Raw genomic sequence first — 18,273 nt, 5'->3', positions numbered from 1 at the left:
TCGTCATTTGTTTAAGCCTTTTCATTCAGAAACAAATGAGGAGTCGACAATAGCTTGATACAGTAAGGGGAAATTGAAGAAGTGAGGGTTTTTAATGGATCAAAAGATAAAACAGCTCTTACGGGATTCACGTTTACATGACCGCATTGTTTCGGAGGAAACAGCGGCTTCTTGGATAAAAGACGGCATGACATTGGGTCTTAGTGGTTTTACAAGAGCGGGAGATGCCAAAGCCGTCCCAACCGCACTCGTTGAAAAGGCCAAACAAGAAGATTTGAAAGTCAATGTGTATACCGGTGCTTCACTTGGATCTGATATCGACCGGATCATGGCTGATGCCGGCATCATTCATAAACGTCTTCCCTTTCAGGCAGATAGCACGATGCGCAAGGAAATTAATCAGGGAGACATGCTTTTTGTTGACCAGCATTTATCGCACACTGCTGAAGCGCTTCGTCAGGGTGCCATGAACCCTTTAGATTTCGCGATTGTGGAAGCGATATCAATCACGGAAAACGGTGAAATTATTCCGTCGACATCGGTTGGCAATTCATCTATTTTCGCCGAAAAAGCGGAATCAATCATTATTGAATTAAACCTTGCCCAACCCGCGGAATTGGAAGGCATGCATGATATCTATGAATTAAGCAAACAGGGAGATCGCGAGCCCATCCAATTGACGAACGTAGACGATCACCTTGGAACAAAGGGCATTCCGGTCGATATTGAAAAAATTAAAGGCATTGTCATCACCAATCAGGTCGATTCCCCATCGACGATTGTCCCGCCTGATGAGGAAACGGCCGTTATGGCTAACCACCTGATTGACTTTTTACGTAAAGAAAATGAACTGGGCCGTCTTCCGGATAATCTGGCACCATTGCAATCCGGCATTGGATCGGTGGCTAACGCCGTTTTACACGGGCTTTTAGAATCGGAGTTCACAGACCTGGAAGTCTATTCCGAGGTTTTGCAGGACGCGGTGTTCGACCTTCTTGACGCCGGCAAAGTCCGTTTTGCTTCCGGTTGTTCCATCACACTGTCTGAAGCGAAACTCGATGAAGTTTATTCTGATATTAGTAAGTATCGCGACCGGTTGGTTTTACGACCGCAAGAGATTTCAAATCATCCGGAAATCATCCGGCGTTTGGGTCTGATCTCCATTAACACGCCGATCGAAGTCGATCTTTACGGCAACGTGAATTCTACCCATATTCAGGGCACCAAAATGATGAATGGCATCGGCGGATCAGGAGACTTTACCCGTAATTCGCGGCTTGCAATTTTTGTCACCAAATCAATTGCCAAAGAGGGGAACATCTCAAGTGTTGTGCCTTTTGTTTCCCACGTCGATCACACCGAACATGATGTGGATGTAATTGTGACAGAGCAAGGGTATGCCGATTTGCGCGGATTGGCACCGAAAGAGCGCGTTCCGCTCATTATTGAAAATTGTGCCCACCCAATGTATCGTGAACAACTTTATGCCTATTACAAAGAAGCATCCGAACAGGGAGGGCACACCCCTCACATACTCGAAAAGGCGTTTTCCTGGCATACAAATTTTGCGAAAAACGGCACGATGCTTGAGGGATCAACTTTGGGTGTGTAACTTATATCCAATGAAAATAAATACTACAAAAAATCGAGAGATTAGGCTATAGTAGACTTAGAAAGATGTGTGGATTGCCATGAGCTAGAGCGCCTACATGCTTTTTTCAAATTTTAGGGTGTAAGGAATGGTAAAAATTAGTAACAAACATATGAAATCGGACGTTATTTTAATTGGTGCCGGAGTCATGAGCGCGACTTTGGGGTCATTATTGAAAGAGTTGGCCCCTGATTGGGAAATCAAAGTGTTTGAGAAACTCGAAAATTCGGGAGAAGAAAGCTCTAATGAATGGAATAATGCAGGTACCGGTCATGCTGCACTATGTGAACTCAATTATACATCTGAAAAGCCTGATGGATCGATCGATGCCAGCAAAGCGATAAAAATTAATGAACAGTTTCAGATCTCAAGACAGTTCTGGTCTTACCTTGTAAATAGTAACTTGATCTGCAGGCCGCAGGACTTTATTAAGCCGATGCCCCATATTAGTTATGTACATGGGGAACAGAATGTAACGTTCTTGAAAAAACGTTATGAAACGCTGTTAAGCAGCCCTCTTTTTCACGAGATGGCGTTTTCCGATGATCCCGAAAAACTTCGGGAGTGGATGCCGGTTATGATGGAAGGCCGTACATCGAATGAACCGATAGCGGCAACCAAAATCGATTCGGGAACGGATGTTAATTTTGGAGCCTTATCACGCTTGTTGTTTGATTACCTAAAGGATAACAATGTTGATGTAAACTATCAGCATAGTGTGAAGGATCTTAAACAGACGAGTGACGGATCGTGGGCAGTAAAAGTGCATGACATTGCCAACGATAACATCGAACACCATACGGCAAGATTCGTGTTTATCGGGGCAGGGGGGAAAAGCCTGCATTTACTGCAGAAAGCGGACATTCCTGAAGGGAAGCAGATTGGTGGATTTCCGGTAAGCGGACTCTTTATGTCGTGTAACAATCCGGAGGTTGTAGAAAAGCACCAAGCAAAAGTGTACGGAAAAGCGAAGGTTGGTGCGCCGCCAATGTCCGTTCCGCATCTTGATACAAGGTATATCGACAACAAAAAGTCATTGCTGTTTGGACCGTTTGCCGGCTTCTCGCCGAAGTTTTTGAAAACGGGTTCCATGTTCGACTTGGTCACTTCCGTAAAACCGGATAATTTCACAACGATGCTGGCAGCAGGCGCAAAAAACATCCCGTTAACAAAATACCTGATTAAACAACTGATGTTATCGAAAGAAAAGCGCATGGAAGAATTACGAGAATTTATTCCAAACGCCAAAAGCGAAGATTGGGAGCTAGTGACAGCCGGCCAACGTGTGCAAGTGATCAAAGATACCGAGGCTTCCGGCAAAGGAACGCTCCAATTTGGCACGGAAGTGGTCAGTGCCGAGGATGGTTCGATAGCTGCACTGCTCGGTGCTTCTCCGGGTGCTTCCACGGCCGTTCAGGTGATGCTTGAGGTATTGGAAAAATGTTTTCCGCAAAAGATGGAGGAATGGGGGCCGAAAATAAAAGAAATGATCCCCTCTTATGGGGTGTCTCTGGCGGAAAACCCGGAGCTTTTTCAAGCGGTCCATAGATCAACATCGCAGGCACTGCGCCTGGATGAAAATGTTTCGGGCCAAGAATATTCTTGGGATTTGGAAGAAAAGGTACTGGAAAAAGTTTAAGCAGTATGTTACAAACAACCTTATATATGAATCAGCCGCATTTTTTCAACGGAAAATGCGGCTTATGTTTATTGGAAATGAGAGTAGGAGGATGGCTTCTTATTGGTTAATAATAAGCAATGAAGATGCTATGAAAATAGCCTTTTTCGCGTTAAAATAACGCAATAGATGTAACATTTCGTCATAAAATAGTAGTGAAAATTATTCCCCTAAAATTCTTAGAATGAACCGGAGTGTTCATGCGTCCATTAAAAAGTTTTGGTACGATTTAATGGTTCAATGATTTCCCTGAGATCGGAGGATAAAACAGAAGATGAACAAAAAGTATAGGGAAAATAGTGTTAGAATAAAAACACACGACATAATTATTTTCACACATGGGATAATTTTAGATAATTAGCATTTTGCTTTATCATTTAGAAAAGCTTTACATAATAAGGAGGCTATATCATGTTAAAAATGAAGGGATTTGTAGCAGCATCTGCCTGTATGCTGATGTTAGGAGCTTGTGGAGATGGGGACGCGGATACCGAAGAAACTGAAATGAACGAAGTCGAGGAAAAGCAGACGGAGGCCTCAGAAGCTACAGATGAAAATGGGGTGGATGAGGATAGTGCTGAAACAGATGGAAATGAAGAAGATGTGAGCGCAGAAGAGGTATTGAGCCAGTCTATGGAAGCGATGGATCAACTAAACAGTTACAGCGCTGAAATAGATATGAATCAGAGCATAAACGTAGACGGTGAAGAAATGCCGATGGATATGACGATGAACATGGATGTTGTTTTAGACCCGATGTCATTTTCGCAAACGATGATTACCCCTGATCCGATGACGGAAGAAGATATGGAAATTGAACAATACATGGATGAAGACGGCATGATTTATATGTTGGAGCCAGGAATCGATGAATGGATCATGATAGACGGGACTGCTTTGGGAATGGAGGGCATTGATGACTTGGAGATGTCCCCGCAAGAACAATTTGGAATGCTTGAAGCATATGCAAGTGACTTAAGCTTGGAAGAAGAAGAGGATCGATATGCTTTAACAATTGAAGGTTCTGGTGATGAGCTAATGGAACTTACCAGGGAATTTGCAACGATGCAACAGGGAGAACCACAAATGCAGGAAGAAATGGAACAGGTGTTTGAACAGATGGAAATTAACACGCTGGACTATGTCATGTACATTGACAAGGAAACCTTTTATCAAGATGAAATTAAAATGAATATGGATTTGGAGATGGAGCAGGAAGGCCAAACGATGGAGATGGCTCAAGAAATGCAAGGGACTTTCTCCGATTTCGATGAAATAGATGAAATTGAGGTGCCACAAGAAGCCATTGATAACGCGATTGATATAGAGGATATGGAAGAAAAAACGGAAGAGTCGGGAGAGGAAGGTCTGGATATTTAACTTCGGGACATCTGCTTAAATGATAGGAAATTTATAGAGGGGGGGCAAAAAGTACCCTCCTATTTTTTATGCCCCTATTTTTTGTAGGTGAATCGATGTTTATGCTGCATTATTTTTGTTTTTATGCTGTTTTGACGCAACGTTCGTTGTTTTTTATAGGGGTGTTTCTGTTGTATGTTCTTCTTTTTGCGGCACTGGCGACTTCCGCACCAGGCACATGATCCCCGCGATAATGAAAAGCACCGATTGGATAAAGGATGTGCCTAAGGTCAAAATGAGCATGGCTCCTCCGGATACGAGAAATAAAATTCCGGCTAGTTTCGCGTTACTGTTAAGTTTGATAACAGCGATGATTCCTATGACAAGTCCAATTAAGTGCATGCAAAAGATCCACCAACCGACGGAACTGAACAATTCTAATGCCCACGCCCCTGCTTCGGCCTCTTGGGCGGACAATGTAGGATCTTGCATCATTTCTTGTTCAATCATCTCCATGGATGATTGATACCCAACGGTACCAATAACGACAAATAAGCCTACGATAAAAGTGACGACAACTCCAATGATTCCTAATGACATTTCTCCTGTTCGTTTCAACATGATTCCCCTCCCTATCTCTGTATATATACGTTTAATATTTACAATATATCATAATTAGAGATCATTTTTGGTTAAAAAAAAAGAAACCGTCGTTAAGTCATGTAAAACATGAATACACCGAGTGCGATAAACGGAGCCAGAGGAACCATATGTGTTTTCATTTGTTTTCGTGACAGTTTTACATACAGGAATAGCGGGATCGCCCACAGTCCTGCGATTAAGTAAGTGAAAATGAAAATGGAAAAAGCCGCTTCCCACCCCATCGCAAATCCGATTAATGCAAATAATTTGATGTCGCCCCCGCCGATTTGTCCTTTGCTGAGGATCGCAAGGAATAGATGGATTCCTCCCAATAGGAGGCCGCCGAATATGTACTGATGCAATGTGGAAAAATCGACAACCGCGTGGAAAACGAGAAAATAAACCATTCCCGGAAGCGTGACTTTATCATAGATTAGCTTATATTTAAGGTCGGTAAGTGAGGAAAATAAAATAATCAGGATAAATGGAAGATGAAAAAAGAGAATAGAAAGCACGTTGAAACCCCTCCCCTGATCATTATAGCACGTTCGCGACGGAGAGCGGCATTTGTACATGAAGTGCTACATAAGTAAAAAAGAGTAATAAGAAGTGAAAACATGTAAAAAATGAAGTGCTTCTATATCACGGGAGGGAGCGAGAAAAAGTGAAAAAGACCTTCGGTTTATTGCTCGTAATGCCTTTAATTTTGGCAGGTTGTTTTGGGGCGAATGAGGACGTTGCGTATGATGATGCGTCTGAAGTGTTGACCCGCGAACTTCAAGACGAAGGAGTGACAGGGGTCGAGATTGCCTCTCGGGAAGCCACTTCCATTATAGAGCAGGGCGAAGACCACTATTTAATACAAGGGCAAATGGAAACCGGTGCCGGCCCCGGGGAATACCAAGTGGATTTGGAATACGATGCTGACGGGTATTGGTACGAAATATATTGGGTTATTTATTAAAACATTCTCGTGCGTAGTGGCTGATGGAGATCACATTTTTTTAATTTTTATAGCGAAAATTTAGATATTATTGCAGGATTTTTGCTTCAAATGGCGAAGCCGTAGTCATTAAGCATTAATGGGGAGGATCATTGATGGGGGTAAAACAAGTTTTTTACCGGCAATTATCTGCTTGTCATGACGAGAATCATTGGTTTGCATGCCTTCAGCAGGCCCTCGTCGGAGTAACGGAGGAGCAAGCGAATTGGAGACGAGAGGAATCCGACCACAGCATCCAAGAAATTGTCAATCATCTCATTGTATATAATAATCGCTGCCTGGAACGATTCAAGGGAGAGCCCGTTCCCCCGATTGATGATGGCAATGAAGCGACTTTTCAAAGCGGTGATAATCGGGATTGGTCTGTCACCATGGCTCAGCTCACGACGATGATGGATGAATGGTTACAAACCATAGAAGAATCAAAGGAATTGGATTGGAGAATGCCAGTCCATGGAGAAAGCGGTGAAACGTGGGAAACGGTACTAGCGAATATGATCGTCCATACGAGTTACCACATTGGACAAATTGTTTTTATCCGAAAGCAGCAAGGGGCCTGGGGCGAGGAAGAAGAGGTTGGCTGACATCTCCGCAGTCCGGTAGACACTGCCAAAAAATTGACGTTCGTTCCCGATGATTGTTAAAATGTAATAAATGAAGTATTTCTACTGGGGGTGCCCTGTTGGGGCTGAGATGAGGGAGGACCTCGAACCCTTGGAACCTGATCTGGATGACAAAGCCAGCGGAGGAAAGTAGATGAAGAACGGGTATCATTCTCTCTGCTGTCCTTTGCTGTCTCAAGGACGGCTTTTTTCGTTCCTTGAAGGTTGGTAAGGAGGTTAACCGTGACTTGGCATCTAATCACGACGAACAACTGCCCGTTTCACATTCAAGTAAGGCAGTTACGGCATGCGTTAAAAAATATTAACATCATTCATGTCCGCAATAAAGAAGCTTCGCTGCAGCGTTTAAAACAACAAGTCGACCAACTTTGCAAAATAGGTCTGCGGCATGATCAAATTATTCTCAATGAACATGCGGAAGCAGCGGCCGCGTGGGGGCTAGGGGGGGTTCACTTGCCGAGTAATTCCCCGCTGACGGCAAAAGACATAAAAAGAAGAGCGCCAGGCCTGCAAGTAGGTGCGTCCGTTCACAGTCTCGAGGAAGCCAAAGCCCGGGCTGAAGAAGAGGTGGACTACCTTTATTATGGTCATGTCTACCCGAGTGCCAGTAAACCCGACGACCCGGCCCGAGGGCTTGAAGCACTGCAATCGGTTGCAGCGTCGGTTCGTACCCCCGTACTCGCGATCGGCGGCATCACCCGGAGCCGCTTAGGTGAAATTTCTCGTACCGGCGCTTCGGGGATAGCGCTGATTTCAGGTTTTTGGGAAGCGGAAAAGCCGGAAGAAGAGGCCGTCCATTTTAATTGCTTTGGGCAGATGAACTATGAAGCGACATGAATCTTATGAGCTTATTATTGTGGGAGCAGGGATCATAGGGCTTGCCATCGCTTATTATAGTACGAAGGCGGGGTTGAGCACGCTTATTCTTGACCGCGGCAATGCAGGGGAAGGTACAACTTCGGCAGCGGCTGGTATGTTGGGCGTTCAAGTGGAGCTGCAATCTCGAACACCTCTGTACCCCTTAGCAAAAGAAAGCCGGCGATTGTACGCGCGGCTGGCCGAAGAACTGCCGGAGCAAACGGGGACGTCTATCGGCCGGACGGTTTCCGGCGCGATTAAACCGGCATTTTCACCGGAAGAATGGAAAAAATTAAATAAAGTTGAACAATGGCAAACAGCTGCGGGAGAATCGGTGCATCGTTTGACGACTGCGCAATTATACGACCATCTTCCACTCCTCGCCGATGGGGCAGAGGGAGCCCTTTATTTTCCTGATGAAGCGCACGTTGAACCTGTGCAGGCAGCCGCTGCTTTCCGGCAAGCAGCGTTGCTTCAAGGTGCTGAATTAAAAACGTATACCGATGTGCGATCGTTGCTGCAAACCGGCGATAAATGCCAGGGGGTTGTGTCAGCGAACGGTGAGGAATTTTACGGGGAACATGTGATTTTGGCCACCGGTCCGGATGCGTTTGAGCCTTCTTCGGAGCGGAGAATGCCATCTATAGAAGGTGTGAAAGGAGAGGCTGTTCGCGTACAAGGGAAGCGGCCGCTCGTAACAAAGACGTTATATCATGAACACTTTTATTTCGTGCCGAAACCAAACGGAGAAACGGTAATCGGGGCAACTTCCGAGGTATCACGGGAGCGGAAAACAACGGTACAAGGCATCAATGAAGTGCTCCGACGAGCCCAACAATTGCTCCCGGAAGTTGCGCATGCGGAAATCTCGAAAATGTGGGCGGGCGTTCGTCCGCAAATGGGGGACGACCTTCCCTTGATGGGGCCTCATCCGTCAGTTCATGGATGTTGGCTCTGCCGCGGGCATGGCCGCAACGGGATATTGCTCGCGCCGGCTTCCGGCAAGGAAATGGTGGCCGCGATTACGAGCGATAATATGGATGATTTGCAGGCATTTCGGCCTGATCGAATCATGAAGGGAGAATGAATCATGAATATCAAAGTAAATAAAGAAACGATGACTGTGCCTTCAGACTTGAAAACGATTGAAGATTTTCGGATGCATTTTAATTTAGCGGATAAAAAGGCAATGATCGAGCACAACGAGGTCGCGCTTAAGCCCGAGGAATATGAACAAACTGCACTTGCTGAAGGCGACCAACTTCTCGTTGTCCGTTTCGTTGGAGGAGGGTGAAGATGTTAAAAATTGGTGGGCGAACGTTTAAGTCGCGATTGTTATTGGGGACTGGCACTTTTTCGGATGTTGAAGTGCAACGGCAAGCAGTGCGAGCTTCTGAAACGGAAATTTTGACGTTTGCAGTTGCAAAAATGGACATGGAAGACAGTGATGATGATCTGGTTTCGGAACTTCAACCGGACACGTTTTCCATGTTGCCGAACACGGCCGGGGCAAAAACGGCGGAAGAAGCCGTTCGCATTGCAAAACTGGCACATGCATCGGGGTTGAGCGATATGGTGAAAGTGGAAGTGATCGGGGACGATCAAACCCTTTTGCCTGATGCTGTTGAAACGTATCGGGCGACGAAAATGCTTTTGAAAGAAGGATTCATCACCCTCCCTTATATTGCTGATGACCCTGTGCTTGCCCGGAAATTGGAAGACCTTGGTGCACATGCCGTGATGCCGGGAGCAGCTCCGATTGGTACAGGGCGCGGGATTTTGAACCCGCTTCATCTTTCTTATATTATCGAGCAGGCGAACGTTCCGGTTATTGTTGATGCCGGCATCGGTGCACCGTCTCACGTATCGTTGGCGATGGAAATGGGGGCAGATGCCGTGTTGTTGAATCGTGCGGTTTCGCAGGCGGACGATCCGGTGAAAATGGCAGAGGCGATGAAACTGGCGATTCAAGCCGGGCGTTTAAGTTACGAAGCCGGCCGCATTCCGGAGAAACGTTTCGCAAAAGCGAGCAGCCCTCAGGAAGGTATCTTGTTCCATGGTTGATCGCTATGATCGCCAAACACGTTTCGAGCCGCTGGGGACAGAGGGTCAAGATCGGATTCGCTCGGCGCATGTGCTACTTATCGGTTGTGGCGCGCTTGGCACGTCCATTGCGGACACCCTCGTGAGAGCCGGCATAGGCAAAATCACGATCATTGATCGTGATTACGTGGAGCTGCATAATCTTCATCGCCAGCAACTGTTTACAGAAGAAGATGTCGAACAAAAAGTAGCCAAAGCCAGGGCCGCCGCTCGTTACCTTAGGAAAGTGAATGCCGATGTGGAGATTGATGCCTACGTCCGTGATTTCCAGGCGCAAGAAGTGGCGCAATTCGCGTCCAAGGTTGACTTGATCATGGATGGTTCCGACAATTTTGAAGTTCGGATGCTATTAAATGATGCAGCTTATCGTTACGGTGTGCCCTGGATTTATGGTGGTGTCGTCGGCAGTTATGGCGTGTCCCGTTCCTTTATGCTTGACGACGGCCCTTGCCTTCGTTGTTTGAGTCCGTATTTATCGTTAGATGAAACGTGCGATAATGACGGGGTAATTGCGCCCGCGGTCCAGATGGTGACGGCGATGCAAAGCGCGGAAGCGTTAAAAATCGTAAGTGGCAACATACCTGCCGTTGCTGAACGATTGCGTTCATTTGATCTTTGGGAGAACGAAACTTCCGCAATAAATGCAACGCGTTTAAAAGATGACCATTGCCCAACCTGTGGCGCAAATCCGACTTACCCGGCGCTTCTTGGCGAGAAAACGGGCAAGCAAATTCGGGTATTGTGCGGCGGTGATACCGTGCATGTGCGTCCGCGGGAGCGAAGAGACGTGCAAGTGGAAAAACTTCAAAACGTCAATCATTCAACGGTTTCCGCCGTTCGTTTGCACGAAGATGTTGCCACACTTGATTACGAAGGCTGCCGGGTCGTTTTGTTCAAAGACGGACGGGCGCTTTTGCATGGCATCGACGAAGGGGAGCGGGCAGAGAAGGTGTACGAACACGTTTTGGCATTGATCGATTGAGAGATGTTGAACGTGAGGGGGATAAACCCCCCCTTTTTTGATGGAAGTTTCACTTTATTGGCTCAACGTTTTTGCTGGTCTCTTGTCTCGATTTCTTCGGTCACGACCATGGCCAGGTCGCTATTCCCGAATGTGGAGAGGACACCGAGAATGGTATCGTCTGCGATGTCACCGGATTCTTTTTTCGGTACGGTTAATTCCAATGTTTTTTCTAACTCCCCGTTGATTGGCTGGTCTGGGTAGGCACGCTTGTAGAGGGTGTGCGGGTTCAGGTCGTGGTTGATGCACCATTGGGCAAAGACGAGAATCATCATGTTTTCGTCTTGCTGGTATTGGTCAATGACTTGTTTTTCAATGTCTGTTCGGTCCAACGCAAGTCCTCCTTTTTTTCTTAGTGTAACAGTGTTTACAAGTGATGAATAGCTCGATTATTGTATCGACTTTCCGGATAAATTACCTGGGTTCCATCGCTGAACCCGGGCATTTTTTTGTCGGTTTGACGAATGCTAGTGGCATGGAGGTGGTTTAGTGTGCAAGCGGACGTCATGATTATCGGCGGGGGAATCGCGGGGTTGCAAGCATCAATTCAATTAGGACGTTATGCACGTACGGTAACGGTGATTGATGAGGGGCGCGGGCGTTCCTCGCTCTGTCGGCAATATCGAAATCTTCTTGGCTGGCCGGACGGAGTCAGCGGAAGGTGGCTTCGTGAAGCAGGAAGAGAACATGCAGGCGATTACGGTGTTGATTTTATTGATAAGAAAGCCACTCGATTGGTAAAGGAGCCATCAGGATTCCAAGCACAAACGGAAGATGGGAAGACGTACCGAGGAAAAAAATTGATCCTGGCTACAGGGGTGACCGACGCTAACCCGTTTCCCGAACTTGAACATTGTTTTGGCATGAGTGTGTACATCTGTCCGGATTGTGATGGCTATGAAATAAAAGGCAAACGTACCCTTGTATTGGGTTCCGGGAGTGCGGGGGTGGGAATGGCGCTTGAACTAGTGAGTTGGACGGATCGATTGACGTATGTGAACCATGGAAATCACTCGGTTGCGACCGAAGAGGAAAAAAAGCAATTATCGGAAGCCGGCATTCGTCTCCGCGAAGGAATGATTGATCGTGTGCATATGGAAGGGGACCAATTTACCGGTGTAACGTTTGGTGATGGCGAAGAATTGCAAGCAGAGAAAGCGTTTATTGCTTTTCCGGGCAATGTTGTCCATTCGGATTTAGCGAAACAAATTGGGGTCGAACGCTTGGAAAATCATCATGTGCTGAATCACTACCGAACGAAAATGACGAACATTCGTGATGTATGGGCGGCCGGGGATATCGCCGTGCATTCCGAACAAGTGGCCATTGCCATGGGAGAAGGCACGCAGGCTGCTGTTTGGGTTCAGCGAACGCTCTTGCAAGACGAAACTTGAAAAAAGCCGTCGTTTACGGCTTTTTTTCGTGGAGCAATGCTTGAAATTCAGTGATCGTAGGGGCTTTTTCCGTATCGTAATGGAGCGTGATTTCAATGAGTTTCAGCGTCAATTCTTGGCGAAGATCATCTCTTTCCGCGGGAGTCGTCTGCCAGAGGCATTTTCTTATTCTTGGTTCAAACTGATGAATTAAGGTTGCCAGCTTTTCACGATCTCCCCGTTGTGCTTCTTTTACATAGTGGCGAATGTCAATAATATTCATCATTTAGCGTTTCCTCCTTTTTTGTGGTGCGTCGTTGTGGATAATGTTTTCCAATCGCTCAATGCGGCGTTCAAATCGGTAAACAAGATAAGCCGCGAGCAAAAACGGCAAGCCGAATTGCCCTAAAAATTCGACGATCATTTCTCCACTTCCTTTTTCAGTAAGCTGCGCAGCCGTTTAAGCGCGTGCAAATGCGTTCGGGAAACGGCCTGTGGGCTCACGTTCAATAAGCGGGCGATTTCATTGTTCGTTCGCTCGTAACCGTATCGCTCTGTAATAACGGTTTGTTGTTTATCGGTTAATTGACGCAATGCGTTCGTCAGAGCAACATCATCACTCCACGTGCCGAGGTCGTTTGTTTCGGTAATGAGATTAGGCATATCATTAGATGGATGATCGTAGAGGTTGTCCATCGTGAGACGCTGGTGGTTCCTGTGCTCTCGGTGGTGTTGGTCATATTGAACGGAAGTCCAATACAACGTTTTTGATAAATATTGCGTAAATTGTACATTCGCATAGTGGTTTTTAAATGCTTCGTCCAATTTCCGGAATGCATGTGTACCGGGAACACAAATCGCTTGTATGAAAATGCGGAGGTTTTCGTCGTCTTCAAGGAAGCTTTGAAATATTCGCTGTTCGGCCAGCTTTGGATTGTTGTCGAAAAACAAGGCGATCCGAGGGCATTTCTTTTTGAGTTGCTCCATTTTTCCCTGATTCATCACTCACCCTCCCTTTTGTCTATAGTCCGGAAAGGAGATTTCGGGGCTTTTTTTCAACATAACACGAACATTTGTTCCGTTTATTTTAATTCCTCAAAGAGAAAAATGCAACCCGTGTGGGGGAGATTCTAAAGAGTACGTGAGTATTGACAAATTACCTTTTTAATGGTTTAATAGGTTGAATATCCTCCTTTGAAATCAGACCCTATATTTATGTAAAATTTAAAATAATAAAACTGATAATAGGAAGCGAATGATGCGCATAAGGATAAAGATAGAAATGTTGGAAGGTGACAAATATGGAAAGACAACGTTTATTGTTGATATTGAGCGCGATGGTTGCATCAATATTCTTTTTCTTTTTCGGTCTTTTTACAGCTGTTGAAGCCATTAGTACGATCGCTCAGGTGCTTGGTTTTTGCGGTATTATTTTTACATTCCTATATGGTTTGTTAAGCAAGAGGACGAAAAAAGAGGTTTCTACGTAAAAAAGCCCCTTTGCCCGGGGCTTTTTTATTGTTAGTGGGGCATGTTTCCGGAAGGAAGTTGGCCTTTCATTCCCGCATATTCCTGGAGCGTTTGTTGAATCGTTTGTTGCGGGGCCCCCTCGAGGGAGTACCATCCTTTTTGAAACATGGTGTTAAATAAATCGCGCATGCATTGATCGGTTTCGTTACAGGTGGAGGCGATCTCTTGATACAATTGTATATGACTAGCTTCACTCATGGCTGTGCCATACGAAGCCGACATGTATTTTTCCGTGGATAAAAGATCGGTGATGAAATCTTTGTCATTCATTTGTTGCGTGTTTGGGACATTTGTTTGGGGGTTTTGTATTTTTTGACCTGAAATAGCTCTCATCTCCTTTATTGCGTGTGTTGTTGTAGGTGGGAAAGAAACGTTTGATAATGGTGTTCATGCATTTGCGCTACACGTTGGCAAGCGCTCTTAATGTCGCTGTCGTTACACTGTCCTGCGTAAAAGTTTGCTTTCTTCGCCGCGATAAGGTTCCAGTTCAGCATATCGGACAGATAAAGCTGATCCTTTGTGGAAAGCACTTGAGGCGGTTCCATCATCATGTTTTGTTGACCTGATTGCCCAGGTTGTTGTTGCATATCCATTCTCCATTCCTCCTTTAGCGTTGACTAGTTGCTAGCTTCACCAAGCGAAAAGGAAATATGTAAGCGTTATAAAAATAAATGCACTTGTATTGCTAAGGAACGAAAAATCTTTTATAGTATAGACAGCTAATGGTTTCACGTTTATTATAAAAATATATTGGGAATATACTTTTATAAATTCGTGCTAAGCCATAATGAATGAACATTCATTCAAAAAGGAGGCCAATGATGAAGAAAAATATCCAACGTGCAGCAGTTCTGGGATCCGGTGTGATGGGCTCCAGTATTGCCGCTCATCTTGCCAACGTAGGCATTCCGGTACTGCTTCTTGATATCGTCCCTAATGAATTAACCGATGATGAAAAAGCAAAAGGACTAACCTTAGACGACCGCGCCGTCCGTAACAGGCTTGCGTCCGAGAACAAGAAAAAATTGTTCAAGCAAAATCCCGCGCCTCTTGCGTCGAAAAAGAATGCAAACAAAATTGAGGTCGGCAATTTAGAAGATGACATCGAGCGTCTAGCTGACGTGGATTGGGTTGTTGAAGTTGTTGTGGAGAAATTGGAGGTTAAACAGCAACTGTTTGAAAAAGTGGAGCAACATCGCTCGCCAGGCACGATCGTGACTTCAAATACATCTGGGATTTCCGTTAATGGCATGGCCGAAGGACGCGGGGAAGAGTTCCGCCGTCATTTCATGGGCACTCATTTTTTCAACCCGCCGCGTTACCTTCACTTGCTCGAAGTTATTCCGACAAAAGATACCGATGCTGATGTGTTGGCAAATATGAAAACGTTTGCGGAGGAAGTGCTGGGTAAAGGTGTCGTGGAGGCGAAAGACACCCCAAACTTTATCGGTAACCGTATCGGCACTTACGGCCTTCTCGTCAGTGTCCGGAAAATGCAAGAACTTGGCTTATCCATCACCGAGGTCGATTCCATTACAGGCCCGTTGATTGGGCGCCCGAAAAGCGCTACGTTCCGAACGCTTGATGTCGTAGGTTTGGACACGTTTTTACATGTTGCACGCAATGTGTACGACCAAGTAGAAGGCGAAGAACGAGCCATTTTTGACCCTCCGCAGTTTTTAAAGGATATGGCGGAAAAGGGTTGGATCGGCGCTAAAGTCGGCCAAGGCTTTTACCTGAAAAAAGGGAAGGGTGAAAACAAAGAAATTTTGGAACTCGACCCTGAAACAATGGAATACCGCCAGGGCCAAAAATTAAAAGCGCCCTCTGTTCAAGCGGCGGAACAAGCAAAAGGAAAAGCGGCAAAAATTCAAGCGCTCGCGTATGCCGATGATAAAGCCGGGAACTTTACTTGGAACACATTAAAAGCCTCGCTGCTCTATTCAGCGGAAAAAAGCAATGAAATCGCTAACGACATCGCGGCGATCGACAACGCGATGAAATGGGGATTCGGTTGGGACCTTGGCCCCTTCGAAGTCTGGGATGCTCTCGATGTCGAACGTTCCGTCAAAAAAATGGAAGAAGAAGGCGAAAATGTTCCCGCATGGGTCAAGGAAATGCTTAATGCAGGCTATAAAAGCTTCTATAACGGAGACGGTGAATTTTATCACAAAGGATCTTACAAGAAACTGGACATCAATGAAAAAGAGATTAACGTAGCAACGCTTCTGAAAAACGAAGAGAATGTCATCACGAAAAATTCAGGTGCTGTTCTTACCGATCTCGGGGACGATGTAGCAGCCCTCACCTTTACATCGCCAAACAATTCGATTGGATTAGACGTCATCCAAATGGTGAACAAAGCACTTGACGAAGTAGAGAAAAATTACAAAGGGCTCGTCATTGCCAATAAAGGAAAAAATTTTTGTGTCGGCGCGAATCTCATGATGATGCTCATGGAAGCACAAGATGACGCTTTTGATGAACTCGATATGGTTATTCGACGATTCCAAGGCATGACATCACGTATTCGTTACAGCGGAAAACCGGTTGTTGCCGCCCCTTTCCAAATGACCCTCGGTGGTGGAGCGGAAATCTGTTTGCCGTCCGCGAGTATCCAAGCATCTGCGGAAACATACATGGGGTTGGTGGAAACCGGTGTCGGTCTCATTCCGGGCGGAGGCGGAAATAAAGAATTGTACATTCGCGAACTTGAAAAAATGCCCGACGATGTCAATGTTGACCTGCAACCGGTAGCAAATGCCGTCTTTGAAAAAATCGCCATGGCCAAAGTAGGAACGTCGGCTCAAGAATCAGCGGAAAACGGATTTATGAGCGATCGTGATGACATTATCGCCAATAGCAAACACGCGGTATGGTATGCGAAGCAAAAGGTTCAGGAGCTGCATGAAAAAGGCTATCAGCCACCCGTTCGCCAACCAATTCCGGTTGTCGGCGAAACCGGTTATGCAACGATGCTGCTCGGAGCCAAATCGATGCGTACCGGCGGCCAAATCAGCGATCACGACTTGAAAATCGCCGGCAACCTTGCCTTCCTGATCGCTGGCGGACGTGTGCCAAAAGGAACAAAAGTCGATGAAGATTATTTGTTGGACCTTGAAAGAGAAGCATTTTTGAGTCTGATTGCCGAACCGAAATCACAACAGCGTATGCAACACATGTTAAAAACCGGGAAGCCTTTGCGTAATTAACATTGAAAATAAGAAAATTTGAGGAGGGGAAGCTGTTGAAAGAAGCGGTTATTGTATCTGGAGCAAGAACACCCGTTGGGAAAGCGAAGAAAGGGACGCTTGCGAACATGCGCCCCGATGATTATGCTGCGACTACGATAAAAGAAACGTTGAAACGCGCAGGGGACTATGACCCTTCGGAACTCGATGATGTCCTGATCGGCTGTGCCATGCCTGAGGCAGAGCAAGGCATGAACGTGGCACGAAGTATTTCCGCGTTGGCAGAATTGCCGCATACCGTACCTGCCGCAACGATTAATCGTTATTGCGCTTCCGGTTTGCAAAGCATTGGTTACGCCGCCGAGCGTATCATGCTTGGTCATTCGAAAGCAGCCATTGCCGGTGGTGCTGAGTCAATGAGTCTTATTCCGATGGGCGGGCACGTGATCGCTCCTAACGCGAAACTCGTGGAAGATGCCCCGGAATATTACATGCAGATGGGTCATACCGCTGAACAAGTGGCACAAGAGTTTGATGTGAGCCGCGAGGATCAAGATGCGTTTGCTGCACAAAGCCATAAACGGGCAGCGGCAGCGATTGAAGCAGGTCGATTTGAAGACGAAATTGTTCCGGTGGAAGTCACCCAACGCTCTGTTGGCAGTGACAACAAGTTGCAGGAGAACACGATTACGTTTTCCCGTGATGAAGGGGTGCGCCCGGATACGACGGCAGAGAAACTGAGCGGCTTGCGTCCGGTGTTTCATCCGAAAGGGAGTGTGACCGCGGGGAACGCCTCGCAAACGAGCGACGGCGCTGCCTCCGTGCTTGTCATGGACCGGGAGAAGGCAGAAGCCGATGGCCTCCAACCCCTTGCCAAGTTTCGCGGGATGGCTGTTTCCGGGGTGCGTCCCGAGGTGATGGGCATCGGTCCTGTAGAAGCCATCCCGAAAGTGCTTGATATTGTAGGGCTGGAGAAAGATGATATTGGCCTTTTCGAATTAAATGAAGCATTTGCTTCCCAATCTTTGCAGGTGATTCGCGAACTGGGGATCGATCATGACAAAGTGAATGCCAATGGGGGAGCGATTGCGCTTGGGCATCCGCTGGGTTGCACGGGCACGAAGCTCACGCTTTCATTGATTCACGAAATGAAGCGAAAAAATGAGCAGTTCGGCATCGTCACGATGTGCATCGGTGGCGGCATGGGTGCAGCAGGCGTGTTTGAATTACTATAAACGTTA

Annotated in this window: 22 protein-coding genes and 1 riboswitch; of the genes, 14 read left to right on the top strand and 8 right to left on the bottom strand. The window is 46.3% G+C overall.

From position 1 onward, the window contains the following. Nucleotides 1-94: 94 nt before the first annotated feature. From scpC to DT065_RS09425, 3 genes are all read left to right on the top strand, one after another. Entirely contained in the window at nt 95-1,612 is a 1,518-nt protein-coding gene (gene scpC, locus DT065_RS09435; RefSeq protein WP_114372797.1) for a succinyl-CoA:acetate CoA-transferase ScpC, read from the top strand. Between the two features lie 127 nt (nt 1,613-1,739). Beyond that, on the top strand, nt 1,740-3,290 hold the full coding sequence (locus DT065_RS09430; protein ID WP_418314537.1) for a malate:quinone oxidoreductase: 1,551 nt from the start codon (nt 1,740-1,742) through the stop codon (nt 3,288-3,290). A gap of 450 nt (nt 3,291-3,740) precedes the next feature. Further along, the gene (locus DT065_RS09425) at nt 3,741-4,709 is read left to right on the top strand and encodes a DUF6612 family protein (protein WP_114372795.1); all 969 of its coding nucleotides are present in this window, start codon (nt 3,741-3,743) and stop codon (nt 4,707-4,709) included. A 153-nt stretch (nt 4,710-4,862) separates the two neighbouring features. Here DT065_RS09425 and DT065_RS09420 read toward each other — a convergent pair whose 3' ends face one another. After that, nucleotides 4,863-5,309, bottom strand: a complete 447-nt coding sequence (locus DT065_RS09420; protein ID WP_114372793.1) for a DUF4064 domain-containing protein — start codon at nt 5,307-5,309, stop codon at nt 4,863-4,865. Nucleotides 5,310-5,401: 92 nt separating this feature from the next. Further along, nucleotides 5,402-5,845 carry a prepilin peptidase gene (locus DT065_RS09415; protein WP_160112482.1) on the bottom strand — a complete coding sequence of 148 codons (444 nt, stop codon included), beginning with the start codon at nt 5,843-5,845 and terminating at the stop codon, nt 5,402-5,404. Between the two features lie 149 nt (nt 5,846-5,994). On the opposite strand from DT065_RS09415, the gene DT065_RS09410 reads away from it, so the two are divergent. The 7 genes from DT065_RS09410 to DT065_RS09380 all read left to right on the top strand — a co-directional run bounded on the left by DT065_RS09410 (nt 5,995) and on the right by DT065_RS09380 (nt 10,899). After that, on the top strand, nt 5,995-6,294 hold the full coding sequence (locus DT065_RS09410) for a hypothetical protein (protein ID WP_114372789.1): 300 nt from the start codon (nt 5,995-5,997) through the stop codon (nt 6,292-6,294). A 134-nt stretch (nt 6,295-6,428) separates the two neighbouring features. Continuing rightward, nucleotides 6,429-6,917 (top strand): DinB family protein, encoded by a 489-nt coding sequence (locus tag DT065_RS09405; RefSeq protein WP_114372787.1) that lies wholly within the window; start codon nt 6,429-6,431, stop codon nt 6,915-6,917. 76 nt (nt 6,918-6,993) lie between these two features. Then, nucleotides 6,994-7,101: riboswitch (TPP riboswitch) on the top strand. A 77-nt stretch (nt 7,102-7,178) separates the two neighbouring features. Then, nucleotides 7,179-7,793: a thiamine phosphate synthase gene (locus DT065_RS09400; protein WP_160112481.1), complete on the top strand. Its 615-nt coding sequence runs from the start codon at nt 7,179-7,181 to the stop codon at nt 7,791-7,793. Next, complete coding sequence (gene thiO, locus DT065_RS09395; protein ID WP_114372783.1) at nt 7,780-8,901, top strand: glycine oxidase ThiO; 1,122 nt, start codon at nt 7,780-7,782, stop codon at nt 8,899-8,901. Before DT065_RS09400 ends, thiO begins: the two co-directional genes overlap by 14 nt. 3 nt (nt 8,902-8,904) lie before the next feature. Then, nucleotides 8,905-9,108: a sulfur carrier protein ThiS gene (gene thiS, locus DT065_RS09390; RefSeq protein WP_114372781.1), complete on the top strand. Its 204-nt coding sequence runs from the start codon at nt 8,905-8,907 to the stop codon at nt 9,106-9,108. Nucleotides 9,109-9,110: 2 nt separating this feature from the next. Beyond that, nucleotides 9,111-9,878: a thiazole synthase gene (locus DT065_RS09385; RefSeq protein ID WP_114372779.1), complete on the top strand. Its 768-nt coding sequence runs from the start codon at nt 9,111-9,113 to the stop codon at nt 9,876-9,878. Next, complete coding sequence (locus DT065_RS09380; protein WP_114372777.1) at nt 9,871-10,899, top strand: ThiF family adenylyltransferase; 1,029 nt, start codon at nt 9,871-9,873, stop codon at nt 10,897-10,899. The genes DT065_RS09385 and DT065_RS09380 overlap by 8 nt, the downstream gene beginning before the upstream one ends. Nucleotides 10,900-10,961: 62 nt before the next feature. Here the strand turns inward: DT065_RS09380 and yxiS are convergent, their stop codons facing one another. Further along, complete coding sequence (yxiS, locus tag DT065_RS09375) at nt 10,962-11,270, bottom strand: protein YxiS (RefSeq protein ID WP_114372775.1); 309 nt, start codon at nt 11,268-11,270, stop codon at nt 10,962-10,964. Nucleotides 11,271-11,429: 159 nt separating this feature from the next. On the opposite strand from yxiS, the gene DT065_RS09370 reads away from it, so the two are divergent. Next, entirely contained in the window at nt 11,430-12,332 is a 903-nt protein-coding gene (locus DT065_RS09370; protein WP_114372773.1) for an NAD(P)/FAD-dependent oxidoreductase, read from the top strand. A gap of 13 nt (nt 12,333-12,345) precedes the next feature. On the opposite strand, the gene DT065_RS09365 is transcribed toward DT065_RS09370, so the two are convergent. Genes DT065_RS09365 through DT065_RS09355 form a run of 3 tightly spaced genes read right to left on the bottom strand, consistent with a single transcriptional unit; the run spans nt 12,346 to nt 13,313 of the window. Continuing rightward, on the bottom strand, nt 12,346-12,597 hold the full coding sequence (locus DT065_RS09365; protein ID WP_227002533.1) for a helix-turn-helix domain-containing protein: 252 nt from the start codon (nt 12,595-12,597) through the stop codon (nt 12,346-12,348). Continuing rightward, nucleotides 12,598-12,735: a YvrJ family protein gene (locus tag DT065_RS09360; protein WP_114372772.1), complete on the bottom strand. Its 138-nt coding sequence runs from the start codon at nt 12,733-12,735 to the stop codon at nt 12,598-12,600. It abuts the gene before it with no gap. Beyond that, the gene (locus DT065_RS09355; protein ID WP_114372770.1) at nt 12,732-13,313 is read right to left on the bottom strand and encodes a sigma-70 family RNA polymerase sigma factor; all 582 of its coding nucleotides are present in this window, start codon (nt 13,311-13,313) and stop codon (nt 12,732-12,734) included. Before DT065_RS09355 ends, DT065_RS09360 begins: the two co-directional genes overlap by 4 nt. 299 nt (nt 13,314-13,612) lie before the next feature. Between DT065_RS09355 and DT065_RS09350 the strand changes: the two genes are divergently transcribed. Further along, complete coding sequence (locus tag DT065_RS09350) at nt 13,613-13,801, top strand: hypothetical protein (RefSeq protein ID WP_114372769.1); 189 nt, start codon at nt 13,613-13,615, stop codon at nt 13,799-13,801. Nucleotides 13,802-13,832: 31 nt separating this feature from the next. Here DT065_RS09350 and DT065_RS09345 read toward each other — a convergent pair whose 3' ends face one another. Continuing rightward, a complete protein-coding gene (locus DT065_RS09345) occupies nt 13,833-14,111 on the bottom strand; it encodes a spore coat protein (RefSeq protein WP_227002531.1) in 279 nt (92 codons plus the stop codon). Nucleotides 14,112-14,179: 68 nt separating this feature from the next. Beyond that, nucleotides 14,180-14,434 (bottom strand): hypothetical protein, encoded by a 255-nt coding sequence (locus tag DT065_RS09340; protein WP_335743543.1) that lies wholly within the window; start codon nt 14,432-14,434, stop codon nt 14,180-14,182. A 228-nt stretch (nt 14,435-14,662) separates the two neighbouring features. Here DT065_RS09340 and DT065_RS09335 point away from each other — a divergent pair, with 228 nt between their 5' ends. Then, nucleotides 14,663-17,053 (top strand): 3-hydroxyacyl-CoA dehydrogenase/enoyl-CoA hydratase family protein, encoded by a 2,391-nt coding sequence (locus tag DT065_RS09335; RefSeq protein ID WP_114372765.1) that lies wholly within the window; start codon nt 14,663-14,665, stop codon nt 17,051-17,053. Nucleotides 17,054-17,088: 35 nt separating this feature from the next. Next, complete coding sequence (locus DT065_RS09330; RefSeq protein WP_114372763.1) at nt 17,089-18,267, top strand: acetyl-CoA C-acetyltransferase; 1,179 nt, start codon at nt 17,089-17,091, stop codon at nt 18,265-18,267. Nucleotides 18,268-18,273: the final 6 nt, after the last annotated feature.

The organism is Salicibibacter kimchii, from assembly GCF_003336365.1.
Taxonomy (GTDB): Bacteria; Bacillota; Bacilli; order Bacillales; family Marinococcaceae; genus Salicibibacter; species Salicibibacter kimchii.
Note: the sequence above shows the minus strand (reverse complement) of the source record. Positions and strands in the feature narration are given on the sequence as shown.

Excerpts from the sequence above, each read along its gene's own strand:
- DT065_RS09405 (WP_114372787.1), top strand. The coding sequence starts at position 6,429 with ATGGGGGTAAAACAAGTTTTTTACCGGCAATTATCTGCTTGTCATGAC.
- DT065_RS09345 (WP_227002531.1), bottom strand. The coding sequence starts at position 14,111 with ATGAATGACAAAGATTTCATCACCGATCTTTTATCCACGGAAAAATAC.
- DT065_RS09420 (WP_114372793.1), bottom strand. The coding sequence starts at position 5,309 with ATGTTGAAACGAACAGGAGAAATGTCATTAGGAATCATTGGAGTTGTC.
- thiO (WP_114372783.1), top strand. The coding sequence starts at position 7,780 with ATGAAGCGACATGAATCTTATGAGCTTATTATTGTGGGAGCAGGGATC.
- thiS (WP_114372781.1), top strand. The coding sequence starts at position 8,905 with ATGAATATCAAAGTAAATAAAGAAACGATGACTGTGCCTTCAGACTTG.
- DT065_RS09380 (WP_114372777.1), top strand. The coding sequence starts at position 9,871 with ATGGTTGATCGCTATGATCGCCAAACACGTTTCGAGCCGCTGGGGACA.
- DT065_RS09430 (WP_418314537.1), top strand. The coding sequence starts at position 1,740 with ATGGTAAAAATTAGTAACAAACATATGAAATCGGACGTTATTTTAATT.
- DT065_RS09355 (WP_114372770.1), bottom strand. The coding sequence starts at position 13,313 with ATGAATCAGGGAAAAATGGAGCAACTCAAAAAGAAATGCCCTCGGATC.
- DT065_RS09425 (WP_114372795.1), top strand. The coding sequence starts at position 3,741 with ATGTTAAAAATGAAGGGATTTGTAGCAGCATCTGCCTGTATGCTGATG.
- DT065_RS09340 (WP_335743543.1), bottom strand. The coding sequence starts at position 14,434 with ATGGATATGCAACAACAACCTGGGCAATCAGGTCAACAAAACATGATG.
- DT065_RS09360 (WP_114372772.1), bottom strand. The coding sequence starts at position 12,735 with ATGATCGTCGAATTTTTAGGGCAATTCGGCTTGCCGTTTTTGCTCGCG.
- DT065_RS09350 (WP_114372769.1), top strand. The coding sequence starts at position 13,613 with ATGGAAAGACAACGTTTATTGTTGATATTGAGCGCGATGGTTGCATCA.
- DT065_RS09365 (WP_227002533.1), bottom strand. The coding sequence starts at position 12,597 with ATGATGAATATTATTGACATTCGCCACTATGTAAAAGAAGCACAACGG.
- DT065_RS09385 (WP_114372779.1), top strand. The coding sequence starts at position 9,111 with ATGTTAAAAATTGGTGGGCGAACGTTTAAGTCGCGATTGTTATTGGGG.
- DT065_RS09335 (WP_114372765.1), top strand. The coding sequence starts at position 14,663 with ATGAAGAAAAATATCCAACGTGCAGCAGTTCTGGGATCCGGTGTGATG.
- scpC (WP_114372797.1), top strand. The coding sequence starts at position 95 with ATGGATCAAAAGATAAAACAGCTCTTACGGGATTCACGTTTACATGAC.